The organism is Kocuria sp. SM24M-10 (assembly GCF_001027955.1).
Lineage (GTDB): Bacteria > Actinomycetota > Actinomycetes > Actinomycetales > Micrococcaceae > Kocuria > Kocuria oceani.
The window spans coordinates 17818-29364 of record NZ_LDNX01000131.1 but is presented as its reverse complement, the minus strand read 5'-3'; the positions used below and the strand labels follow the sequence as shown (position 1 = coordinate 29364).

The window sequence follows — 11547 nt, the reverse complement described above, 5'->3', positions numbered from 1 at the left end:
GTGGGGCGGCGAGATCCCGGGCGGTGCGGACGCGTATGTGCGGGAGTGGGCGGTAGCCGGCGAGCTCATGGGCGTGCCGGCCCCGCCGCGTTCGGAGGCGGAACTCGACGCCCGCCTGCGCTCCTTCGACGACCGGTTGACGGGCGGGCCGCGGGTGGACGACGTCGTGCGGTTCTTGCGCAGACCTCCCTTGGACTCCTGGCTGATTCCGGGCTATCGAGCCCTGTTCGCTGCGGTGGTCGACTCGCTCCCCCAAGCGCGCTTGGACCTGTTGGGGCTCGAGCAAACGAAACTGGGCCCGGTTCCCATGCCCACCAGCCGGGCGGCTGCACTCACCCTCTCCGTTGTGGGGAGAGCCCTCGAGTTGAGCCCCCGATAGTGGTGTAGCGCGGTGGCCCTGCTCGTCGTTCCGGACGAGAGCGCGGCCACCGTGAGATCTTTCGAGTTCACCTCTCACAGCACCCTCGAAAGGACATCATCACGATGACCGCTCCTCATATTGTCGACCCTGCCGGCCTGCTCGGCGAAGCCCTGTCCGAGGCCTCCCCGGATCTGATGCGATCACTGCTGCAGACAGTGATCAACGCCCTGTTGTCGGCCGATGCCGAAGCGGTCGCCGGCGCCGAATGGGGCCGACCGTCCCCGACCCGGGTGACCCAGCGCAACGGCTACCGCCACCGCGAGCTCGACACCCGCATCGGCACCATCGACGTGGCCGTCCCGAAGCTGCGCACCGGAACCTACTTCCCCGACTGGCTGCTCGAGCGCCGCAAGAGGGCCGAGTCCGCCCTCATCACGGTCGTGGCCGACTGCTACCTCGCCGGGGTCTCGACCCGCCGGATGGACAAGCTGGTGAAGACCCTCGGCATCAACTCCCTGTCGAAGTCCCAGGTCTCGCGCATGGCCGACAACAGGGCGTTGATCACTGTCTCCTTCCGCCACCGCCCCCTGGGCGAGGCCGGCCCCTTCACCTTCGTGGCCGCCGATGCGCTGACCATGAAAGTCAGGGAGGGCGGGCGGGTGGTCAACGCGGTCGTGCTGCTGGCCACCGGGGTCAACGGCGACGGCCACCGCGAAGTCCTCGGCATGCGGGTGGCCACGGCCGAGACCGGGGCGGCGTGGAACGAGTTCTTCGCCGACCTCGTCGCCCGCGGCCTGGGCGGGGTCCGGCTGGTCACCTCAGACGCCCACGCCGGGCTCAAGGACGCGATCGCGGCGAACCTGCCCGGGGCCGCCTGGCAGCGGTGCCGGACGCACTACGCGGCGAACCTGATGGCCGTGACACCCAAGAGCATGTGGCCGGCGGTGAAGGCGATGCTGCACTCGGTCTACGACCAGCCCGACGCGGCAGCGGTCAACGCCCAGTTCGACCGGTTACTCGACTACGTCACTGAGAAGCTGCCCGCGGTCGCCGAGCACCTCGATGCCGCCCGCGCCGACCTGCTGGCCTTCACCGCGTTCCCGAAGGACGTGTGGATGCAGATCTGGTCCAACAATCCCGCCGAGCGGCTGAACAAGGAGATCCGGCGCCGCACCGACGCAGTGGGGATCTTCCCGAACCGCGCGGCCATCGTTCGCCTCGTCGGGGCCGTGCTGGCCGAGCAGACTGATGAGTGGGCCGAGGGCCGCCGCTACCTCGGCCTCGAAGTCCTCACCCGCTGCCGGCTCACCACCATCGCCGACACCGGGAGCGAGGTGATTCCCGACTCCCTGACCGCCCTCACCGCCTAATTCCCCTACGAAGGATCGCTACACCACTCCAGGGGGCTTGACCCGAGCTCCGACGGATTTGGGGGCGGCTGGCTGCTGGCGGCGGCCTGGGGTTGTGGTCGTCATTGCGCCTTCCGGAGGTTATTGGGCTGGTTTCGGTTGGCCGGCACGGGCCCCGGGGTCTGTCCCCACCGTAAGCACGGGCCGCTCCTACACCGGGCGGAGCAGATGCGATTGCAACCGGACCGTGACCCGGCACTGAACTGAGTGAACGCAGAGATTTGAGCCGAGCAGGACCCGCATCCATCGAGTGGCACGGTCAGGAACCTTGACTGCACAGCAGGAACTCTTGGAACCATCCTTGACGGGCCGGACGGGGCGAGGTGCCAGGAATGCACCAGGCTTCTCGTAGCGTGGATAGGACTAACAGCTTGGAGGTTCTTGCCGATGACCGACGAGATCGCCGGCCTCGTTCTGTTGCTCTTCGCCCTGGTGGTGCTCCCCGCGACGAGCATCCCGGTGGTGCGCTGGGCTGCCGATGATGCCCTCGGGCGTAACGGATCGGCGGGCATTCGAACCCGTCACACCAAGGCCTCCGATGAGGCATGGGTTGCCGGCCATGCCGCGGCCCTGCCCCTGGTGCAGAAGATGGTGCCGGTAGCCGCGGTAGGGGTTCCGACCGCGCTGGTCGTCCATGTCTTGGGCGGCGGGTACACCGGCACCGTGGTGGCTGCTGTCGCACTGGTCGGCGAGGTCGTGGTGCTACTGCGCTCTGCCGGGGCCGCCAACCGTGCCGCACGCGCGGTCACCGCCAGCAGGTGAGCCCTTGTCAGCAGTCCCGCGTCCGACTCTTGCGAGTCCGTCAGTGGCGGTGACGGTACATCGGCGAGAAACCCGGTGTGGTTGATGCCCGTTTATCCTGCGCTATGAAAAGCCCGCACAGGTACGGCGGTTTCTCAGGGTCGATGCATCCCCATCTCCACAGGCACCAACGGACTCAGATGGTGGTCGCTTGCGGGAGCTCCCGGATCCGCCGGTACAAGGTCGCCCGGGACATCCCGAGGTCCCGAGCCACCTGGGTGGCCGGCTCCCCGGACTCGATCAGGCGGACGGCATTGCGGATCTGGGAATCCGTGAAGGTCTGGCGCCGCCCACCGAGATCCTTGCCCGCTGCCCGGCGTTTGGCCACCGAGTCGGTGATCCGCTCCCGCTTGATCTCCAGCTCCATCTGCGCCAAAGCGGCCATGACGGTGAAGACCATCGAACCCATCGGGGTCGCGGTGTCCACATCTCCCCCACCCAGGTTCAGCACACGCAGCCCGGCACCTCTCCCCCGCAGCGCCTCGGCGAAGGCCAGCATGTTCTGCGTGGAGCGGCCCAGACGGTCCAGCGTCGTGATGACCAGCGTGTCACCCTCCTCGAGGGCAACCACCGCCTTGTCGAAGGCTGGACGGGACGCACGGCTTCCAGACACTCCACTGTCTACGTACACGTCATCACGCCGCACGCCCGCGTTCATCAGGTCAGACACTTGGCGGCCTGCGTCTTGTTGGCGCGTCGACACCCTGGCGTACCCGATCAGCTTCCCCATGTCCACCTCATCTGTCTCGCAACTAACGTTGAGTATTCGATTCTAGGAACAGGTATAAAACACATAGTTACGAGACAGGCTAAACCGCGGAATCATGCGGGCGCAAATTTCTCGGATGAGACGTCTCGCATCCCTTGCCTTCAGAGACACCAGCAATGAGCCGAGCATGACTCTCAAGGGATGACGTGCGATGGTTGCGATGACGTTTACTGTTGTCGGCTACAAGTCATAGGGGGCACGATGCCGTTCGAGGTGTTTGACAAGAGGATGACTCCGCTGGCGAAGGCGCCCAGCGTGACGATCCAGAAGCGCGGGTGATCTCGCTGAACAAGGCCGCCCACGACCTCATCGGCAACGCCGATACCGTGGAACTGCTCTACGACCGTGACCGTCAGGTCATGGCAGTGCGCGCCACCGAAGACTTCTCCCCGCATGCCTACGCGGTGCGGAGCGGGTCTGAGCGCGGTCCGGGACAGGCGATCGTCTCGGCCACGGCCTTTACCGCCCACTACGGCATTGACACCACGGCCACCCGGCGGTGGAAGCCGTTCGTGGAGGACGGCATGCTCTACGTGGACCTCACGACCGAAGGCACCGTGATTACCGGTAACTGCACTCAAGCCGCGGCACCGGAGGACGCCCTGGACACGACGGAGGCATCAGGTGACGATGCGTTCACTGGAGTACCTGCCGAGGACGACTCCGACCGCAGCTGAACCTGCTCCACGGTCCCATCCCGATCGAAGGGGAAGGAGCGGCATCCATGGCTCGAGCATCTGACGGACGATTGCAGGACGACCTCGACGGCGGTTGGGCCGACGAGACCCTCCAGTTCAGCTGGGGTGGTAAGGAGTATCTGATCGATCTCTCCAGCGCCCATGCCCGGCAGCTGCGCCAGGCGCTGTGCGCGGTCTCGGATGAGGCACTGGGCGCCTATGCGGTGGCTGGCCGCAGGGTCGCGCCGCGGGCCGGACGCGGCCACCGGTCTGGAAGTTCCTGAGAGACCCGGGATCCTGCACGATTCCTACGACCCCGCCGGCCGGCGGCAGGATTCCCGCCCGCTACCGCAACCGCAGCCGTATTCACCAGCCACCGGCCACCGGAGACACCTTCCCCGCTGCTGTCCGGTCCGGTGCTCGGCCGGCATGCCGTAGCCCCACACCTTTACAGTGCTGTTCCGCGATGTGGTGCCGAGCGACAGGTGGCGCTGAGCGCACCCGGTGGAGGGTGCGGGGTCAGCGGCGCTGGCCGGGTGTCGTCCCGGTCGCCGGGGTGCCGGCGTTTTCGTGGAAGACCTTCTCGATGGGGCGGGTGAAGTACCGGGCCAGGGCGAAGGCCACCGGCAGGGACGGGTCGCTGCGGTCGTTCTCCAGCGCATAGATCGTCTGCCGGGAGACACCGACCGCGATGGCCAACTGCCCTTGCGAGATCCTTCGGGCGGCCCGCAGGGCCTTCAGTTCATTGCGCATGGCTGTCACCTCCCCGTCCGCGCTCGACATTTAACAAGCCACCTTACCATCTGTAAGTGCGCGCATCGGATGTCGTCCGGTTGCTCCGGCGCCCGCGCACCATGCCGCGGGAGCACGCGCCACAGACGAATGCGCTGGTCAGGGTGGGGCCGTATCCGTCGATTCTCTGCCCATGGGGGCTTGTGGTCCGGGGGCAGGAGACGATAGGAACGAGACCGAGGCCGACCCACGCCCTGCAATCCGCAATCTGCAACGGTGAGGTGATCGGCAGATCCGCGCCCCATCGCCGCGACATATCCCACGCCGGCGCAGGGAGCCCCGAGATCCCCGGCCCGCACCTCCCCACAACATCTGGGCGGTCGCTGCACACCGTCCGGTCTCCGACCTTTGCAGCAGAGGAAGCCATGAATCCCACCCCCGACACTCCCCGATCCGCGAACCCGAGCCCCGAAGGGCCTGAAGGCCGCACCGCATCCACCGACGCAACACCGGACGGCCTGGCCGGAGCCGCGGCCGAGGAGCGGTTCATCGAGGCCGTCGAGCACCGCTTGGCCCAGCAGGCATCCCCAGACTCCGCCCCGGACCAGGACCAGCGACGCCTGGAGGAGGACGAGGAGAGCCCGGCGCAGGCGAACAACCCCGAGTGACCCCCGGGCGCCCTGCCCCCGAGAGGCCGGGCCGGCCACGCGCCCTGACCCACGCCCCTGGAGCCGGCACCGGAAGACCGCGGGAAGCACCCCGCCGGTGTCTGCAGCACCCCCAGGGATGAGAGCATCGTGGGTGTGCGTACATTCGGTGTGGAAGAGGAGCTGCTGCTGATCGAGGCCTCCTCGTTGCAGCCGATGCCGGTCGGGCAGTACCTCGTCGACCACCACCGTCAGCCCGCCGTCACCGGACACCGGCTGGCAGTCGAGTTCCAGCAGGAGCAGCTGGAAGTCACTAGCCCGCCGTGCACCACCCTGGGCGAGCAGCTGGACACCATCCGCACCGGGCGCACCCTGGCCGATGCCGCCGCCCAGGAGGTCGGTGCCCGGGCGGTGGCGGTGGCCACCGCCCCGGTGCCGGTGACCACCCACCTGGTGCCCGAGCACCGCTTCGAACAGATCGCCGCCCGCGGCCAGCTCACCGCCCGTCACCAGCTCACCGGCGGCTTCCACGTCCACGTGCAGACCGACTCCCGCCAAGAAGGAGTCGCGATCCTGGACCGGATGCGGATGTGGCTGCCGGTCCTGCTGGCGCTCAGCAGCAACTCCCCGTACTGGAACGGCACCGACACCGGCTTCCACAGCTACCGCTACCAGCTCTGGAGCCAGTGGCCGGCGACCGGGCCCACCGACGTCTTCGGCAGCACGCACGCCTACGACCGCCACTGCGAGGACCTGCTGGCCTCGGACGTGCCCCTGGATGCGGGCATGCTGTACTTCGACGCCCGCCTGTCCGAGCATCAGCCGACCGTGGAGATCCGGGTCGCCGACGTCTGCTGGGACCTCGAACACGCCGCGGTGCTCGCAACCCTCATCCGGGCCCTGGTCGAGACCAGCGCCCGCCATTGGCGGGCCGGTCACCCACCGGCCCGGGTCAGTGCCGCGGTGCTGCGCACCTGGATGTGGCAGGCCAGCCGCCATGGGGTGCAGGGCCAGCTGATCAGCCCGTACAGCGGCACCCCCACTCCGGCCGGCGATGTCGTGGCCCACCTGCTGGAGCACCTGCACCCGGTGCTCACCGAGCACGCCGAGCACGACGCGGTGGAGTCCGTGCTCACCGGCATCTTGGAGGACGGCACCGGCGCCCACCGGCAGCGTCAGGCATGCCGCACGGAGAACAATCTGAGCACCATCCTGCACGCGGCCCTGCCGGCCACGCCCTGAGGGGACCACCCCCGGGCAACCACCCTCGGTAACCCCGGGTGCAGGAGCTGACCGCGGTGGTGCACCGCGCACCGTCGGTGCCGCCGCAGAGCACGTCACCCCCACCGGACACCTGGAACAGGTGCTGATCTGCCACCACCGGCTCACCGGACCCTGCCGCATAGTGCCCGGTGCGGCAGAAATCGTCCCGGGCCACCCATCCGCACGACCGCCGGCGCCGAACCATGAGTGCACGCACCTGCCGGCACCACGGTCCCCGCGAGAGACCCAGGCGGGAGAGGCGGCCATCTCGTGATCCCCAATATGCGCTCTGACCTGCGCAAACACCCACAAGTTACCGCTTGGTCACCCTTGATCGACAGCTCACTGTCTGTACAGTCGTAAACGGCACGAGTGACCCCCACCATCTCTTTGAGAGGACACCTCAGATGCACAAGAAGATGCTTTTCGCCGCTCCCGCCCTCGCCCTGGGCGCCCTGTCCATGGCCGCGGCCCCGGCCGCGGCGCACGCGGAGGACTCCTGGTCCTTTCAGACCACCCTGAACACCCTCAACGGCTCGGGCACCACCGGGCAGGCCATGGTGGACCTGCACGGCACCGAAGCCACCGTGACGATCAATGTCTCCGGGGCGGCCGAAACGTTCATGGACGGGCCGTTCCCGCACGCCCAGCACTTCCACATCGGCGCCCAGGGCATGTGCCCGGGACCCGACGCCGACACCGACGGCGACGGAGTGGTCTCCACCCCGGAGGGCCAGCCCTTCTACGGGATGATCGGCACCTCCCTGACCACCGAGGGCGACACCAGCGCTGATTCCGGTCTGGCCGTGGAGCGCTTCCCGGGCGGGTCGGCCTACACCTACGAGCGGACCTTCGAGGTCAGCCCCGAGGCGGCCGAGGCGATCAAGAACGGCACCGCCTCGGTCGTGGTCCACGGCGTGGACCCGACCCTGCTGCCGGCCGCCGCGGCCGAGAAGCAGAGCTCACTCAACCCCGACCTGCCGCTGGCCGCGACCCTGCCGGCCGCCTGCGGCACGCTCTCGGCCTCGCAGATGGGCGCGATGCCCGACGGTGGCGCCGACACCGGGGTGGCCCAGCAGACCGGTGACACCGGCAACACCGCCGGGTACGCCGTGGCCGGGGCCGGGGTGCTCGCCGTAGCCGGATCCGCCCTCCTCGCCCGCCGCCGCACCGCCGGCAACCGCTGAACGCCAGCATGAGGATCCCGGGGTAGGCGATTTATTCCGGGCTAGCACGAGGGCTGCCGCACCCCCCACTCGGGTGCGGCAGCCCTCGCACCGTGCCACCCCCGGCGCCGGGGCAGCCACACCGCCCATCACCAGGGACCGGACCGAGACGTGATCCGGTGACAGCCACAGCATGGACTCGGCTCGCAACCCATCTGTCGCACAGCTCTCATGATCGAAGGACGAGCCGCTATGACGTCGCTCCGCTCACGTCGACAGGTATCGATCCCACCCCCCCTGGGTCACCAACCTAGGGCTCCCGCAGGCCCGAACGAGTCCGGGCATCGCGTACAGTCACGCCCATGGGGGAACTGCTCTACGAGGACATGAGCCCGTCCCAGGCCGCTGCTGCCTTGGATGAGTTCCTCGCCGAACGTGGCCCAGCCATGGCGCAGCTGCGTTCCGCCATGGCCGCCGGCGGTCTCGACCCCGAGGTGGTGCTCGACGGAACACTGGGCTCCGTGGCGCAGGTGTGGGAGTGGATCACCGGCCGGGCTGCAGAGCTCGGTGTGGCCCCCTGGCCGCTGGGGCAGGACCCGACACGCCCCTCCTGGCCCAGCTGGGCCCGCCGCGTGGTACTGGTCGACCCGCACCCACCGGCCCAGACGCTGGCCTTGGTCGACGGGTTCACCTCCTACCTCGCCCAAATCGCCACGGCCGCGGTCCCGGCCGCGCACTGGCGCGTCGGGGAGCACCGCATCTCCGACTACCCGATGCTCAACTATCCCGTCCTGATCGCCGACAGCCACCAGATCTTCCCGCCCGCACTGCCGATCTACAGCGCTTACCAGTCCGCCCACGGCCGCGACCCGATGAGCGGGACCGAGATGCTCAACTACACTCGGCACACCATCACCGCCCTGCGCGGTGAAGGCCCGATCGCCGAGGCCGAGGCGGCCGAGGAACCACTGGCGACGGTAGTCGCCGAGGTCGACTGCTTCGATGTCGGGCTACGCGCGGACATCTCCACCCAGCACCCGGGACTAGTGGAACAGATGATCACCGAGTTCACCGACCGGGACGGGATCGACTCGGTCTACCGCTATGGGCCCGAGGCACTAGTGGTGAATGCCCCGGTCTGGGACCAGGCCCGGCTGCAACTGTGGTTCACCCTGTGGCTGCACCGCCACCTCTACACCGACCGCTGAGCACCGCCGCCCTCCACGGATCGGCATCAACCTGCACGGCATCACCCGGGGTCCCAGCATGACCGGTCTCGACATGGAATGTCTCACAACTCCCTTGCCTCATAACCCTTGTCCTACGAGTCACCGTTCCATTGAGCCCCATCACCACAGGAGGCCAGCGGAGCGAGGGCCACGGCCGCTCCGGCCCCCTGGGCGGGCGCACGAAGGTCGTGTACCAGTGGCGGAAGTACGAGCTTTCTTCACACCGGAATTCGCCAGTTGAGCGTCCTCTGCCCCCGCCCGGCGGATACGGGATTGCCTGCTTGCCGGTTGATGTGCATGTCAGTGGGAGGTCCGGATCGCGGTCCTGCTCGTCGCATAGCGCAGGCTCTCGACGGCGACGAGGGCGGCGACGACCACGACGATCAGTGCGAGGGCGGCCAGCGGTGCGATGTGGACGGCAACCGGTATGAGCACCAGCAGCAGCGTGGCGGCACCGAGGCGCCACGTCTTCCACTCACCGCCCACACGGCGCCAGAAGGCCGTATTGCCCAGCAGGTACAGCGCCGTTCCGCCGAAGAGGGCAGTGGCACCCAGGGCGCCGAAGCCCTCCGTGTCCTCCACGTGGGCCAGGACGTCCTCCACCCCCAGTGCCGACAGGACGATGCCCGCCACCAGGGGCAGGTGCAGGTAGGTGTAGGCCTCCACTGCGGCGGAGGCGCGGGCCGGCCCTCGCAGTGCGGCGAAGCGGTGCTCGGCGGCGATTGCAGTGACGTCGAAATAGAGCCACCACAGACCCAGGGACAACATGATGCCGGCTGCGGCGCCCAGGAGGATGGGCACGCTGACAGGCTCCTGGGATGCGCCCACGCCGATGGCGACGATGGACTCCCCCAGGGCGAGGATGATGATCAGGCCGAACCGCTCGGTCCAGTGCGCCGCCGAATGCACCCGCCAGTCACCTCGCCGTGAGGTGAGGAAGGTGAGCCCGCAGTCGACGATCAGCCCTGCCACCCAGAACCAGATCTGGGCGGAGCCGTTGACCACCGCTCCGGTGATGATGAGGATCGATCCGAGCACCATCGCGGCGTTCATCTTGGCCAGCTGGCGCCGCAGGGGCTGGTCGTCTCCGGCGGCGTGGGCGTAGAGGGCCACGTGCAGAATGCGGATGACGACGTAGGACACTGCCAGCACCAGCGGGCCGTCGAGTCCGCCCGCGAAATCCGCGAAGGCCTCCGGGATGGCCAGGGCGGCAATGAAGACGGCCACCATCACGGCGGACAGACCGAACCGCATGAGCCCTTCGTCCACGTGCGTCTGGTTGGCCAGCCACGAGAAGGACACCCACGACCACCACAACAGCCCGAGGATGATCATGCCCTGCAGCACGCCGTGAAAGGAGTGCTCGTGGGCCATGAACCCGGTCACCTGGGTGAAGGCGAACACGAAGACCAGGTCGAAGAACAGCTCGAAGGTGGTGACACGATGAGACTCGTCCGAGACGCGTGCCACCGGCACGATTCTCCGCAGCATAGACATGCCTCTGAGACTAGAGCCCTCCGTCCCCCACCTCCCAGCAACGGCACACGGACCGGATGCCTGATGCCAGCGGACCGACGCCGCCGAGCAGCCCCCAGCGACGTGGTCGCCGGGGAGCACAGCGCTGCCAAGGCGAGGGTTGCCGAGCTCACCGATACAAGCGGCGCGACCTCGACCCGTCGCGACGAGCCCGAGGCACCGGTGGTCGGCGCCCCGGCCTGTAAGTCGATGAGACTGCACCTGCGGCGGCGCCACCCGTCCATGCCGACCGCGGGGCACAGCGGTGCGGGCCGCCATGAGGTGGTGACGGCCTGCGCCGCGCCCTCCGAGTCACGACAGGACACGTCCGGATGTGAGAGGTCCCAAAACCAAGGTGCCTTGCACCGCATGGCCCGTACGGCACCCGGACGTCACACCGCTCAACCTGCACACACGATTGCCGACTCAGTGCTTATTTTGAGGAACTAGCATTAAGCTGTTCTCAGGCCGGGAGACCGACGTGGCTCCCGGGCAGACACCGGCGCACGATCCGTCGGCCGCACACAGGAAGTTGGCATGAACACCCCCACCTCCAGGGCCCTTGCAGTCGAGCTGCACCACCACTCCCCCGCTGGGTGGATGGCCACCTACTACCCCATGGTGGGGACTCCCGCGGGCCGGTGGGCCGAGGTCACCTGGACGCTGCACCAGCGCCTGCTGCCCGACCCCGCCGACGTGCCCGGACCGGCACGGTGGCTGGAGGTGCGCAGCGGCGACCCCACCCACCCCTGCTACGCCCAGCACCGGGCATGGGCGGGGGCACTGGCTGCCGGCTACGCGGCAGCGCTGGCCGCCCACGACGCCGAAGACCTCGAGCAGCCGCTGTCGGCGCAGGACGCGGAGCGCCTCCGGGAAGGCACGATCGTCGTCCCGGCCGGGCAGCTCTCGGAGTGGGTCCTCGACGATCTGCAGGAGGAGACCGCGCCGAGCCACGGGTGATCCCGCGGGCCTCCCTTC

Annotated in this window: 13 protein-coding genes; 10 read left to right on the top strand and 3 right to left on the bottom strand. The window is 68.5% G+C overall.

Annotated features, from left to right (window positions below; translation table 11 throughout):
- The 3 genes from ABL57_RS15765 to ABL57_RS15755 all read left to right on the top strand — a co-directional run.
- The coding region (locus ABL57_RS15765; protein WP_047804434.1) for an oxygenase MpaB family protein at positions 1-379 on the top strand (379 nt) is incomplete at its 5' end.
- Positions 380-483: 104 nt separating this feature from the next.
- On the top strand, positions 484-1731 hold the full coding sequence (locus tag ABL57_RS15760; protein WP_047804429.1) for an IS256 family transposase: 1248 nt from the start codon (positions 484-486) through the stop codon (positions 1729-1731).
- A 426-nt stretch (positions 1732-2157) separates the two neighbouring features.
- Positions 2158-2532: an SdpI family protein gene (locus ABL57_RS15755; RefSeq protein ID WP_047804428.1), complete on the top strand. Its 375-nt coding sequence runs from the start codon at positions 2158-2160 to the stop codon at positions 2530-2532.
- Positions 2533-2707: 175 nt separating this feature from the next.
- Here ABL57_RS15755 and ABL57_RS15750 read toward each other — a convergent pair whose 3' ends face one another.
- Positions 2708-3301: a recombinase family protein gene (locus ABL57_RS15750; RefSeq protein ID WP_047804427.1), complete on the bottom strand. Its 594-nt coding sequence runs from the start codon at positions 3299-3301 to the stop codon at positions 2708-2710.
- Between the two features lie 314 nt (positions 3302-3615).
- Here ABL57_RS15750 and ABL57_RS15745 point away from each other — a divergent pair, with 314 nt between their 5' ends.
- Positions 3616-4017, top strand: a complete 402-nt coding sequence (locus tag ABL57_RS15745) for a hypothetical protein (RefSeq protein WP_047804426.1) — start codon at positions 3616-3618, stop codon at positions 4015-4017.
- A 47-nt stretch (positions 4018-4064) separates the two neighbouring features.
- On the top strand, positions 4065-4301 hold the full coding sequence (locus tag ABL57_RS15740) for a histone-like nucleoid-structuring protein Lsr2 (RefSeq protein ID WP_047804433.1): 237 nt from the start codon (positions 4065-4067) through the stop codon (positions 4299-4301).
- A gap of 235 nt (positions 4302-4536) precedes the next feature.
- Here the strand turns inward: ABL57_RS15740 and ABL57_RS15735 are convergent, their stop codons facing one another.
- Positions 4537-4770 (bottom strand): helix-turn-helix transcriptional regulator, encoded by a 234-nt coding sequence (locus ABL57_RS15735; protein WP_047804425.1) that lies wholly within the window; start codon positions 4768-4770, stop codon positions 4537-4539.
- Between the two features lie 404 nt (positions 4771-5174).
- On the opposite strand from ABL57_RS15735, the gene ABL57_RS15730 reads away from it, so the two are divergent.
- The 4 genes from ABL57_RS15730 to ABL57_RS15715 all read left to right on the top strand — a co-directional run bounded on the left by ABL57_RS15730 (position 5175) and on the right by ABL57_RS15715 (position 9033).
- Positions 5175-5417, top strand: coding sequence for a hypothetical protein (locus ABL57_RS15730; protein WP_047804424.1), 243 nt, complete (start codon positions 5175-5177; stop codon positions 5415-5417).
- A 129-nt stretch (positions 5418-5546) separates the two neighbouring features.
- On the top strand, positions 5547-6638 hold the full coding sequence (locus tag ABL57_RS15725) for a glutamate--cysteine ligase (RefSeq protein WP_238986090.1): 1092 nt from the start codon (positions 5547-5549) through the stop codon (positions 6636-6638).
- 428 nt (positions 6639-7066) lie between these two features.
- Entirely contained in the window at positions 7067-7846 is a 780-nt protein-coding gene (locus ABL57_RS15720; RefSeq protein ID WP_047804423.1) for a hypothetical protein, read from the top strand.
- 341 nt (positions 7847-8187) lie between these two features.
- On the top strand, positions 8188-9033 hold the full coding sequence (locus ABL57_RS15715) for a hypothetical protein (protein WP_082157497.1): 846 nt from the start codon (positions 8188-8190) through the stop codon (positions 9031-9033).
- Positions 9034-9354: 321 nt separating this feature from the next.
- Here the strand turns inward: ABL57_RS15715 and ABL57_RS15710 are convergent, their stop codons facing one another.
- Positions 9355-10524: a low temperature requirement protein A gene (locus ABL57_RS15710; protein ID WP_160310807.1), complete on the bottom strand. Its 1170-nt coding sequence runs from the start codon at positions 10522-10524 to the stop codon at positions 9355-9357.
- 582 nt (positions 10525-11106) lie between these two features.
- Between ABL57_RS15710 and ABL57_RS15705 the strand changes: the two genes are divergently transcribed.
- Positions 11107-11529, top strand: coding sequence for a hypothetical protein (locus ABL57_RS15705; protein WP_047804420.1), 423 nt, complete (start codon positions 11107-11109; stop codon positions 11527-11529).
- The last annotated feature ends 18 nt before the right edge of the window (positions 11530-11547 follow it).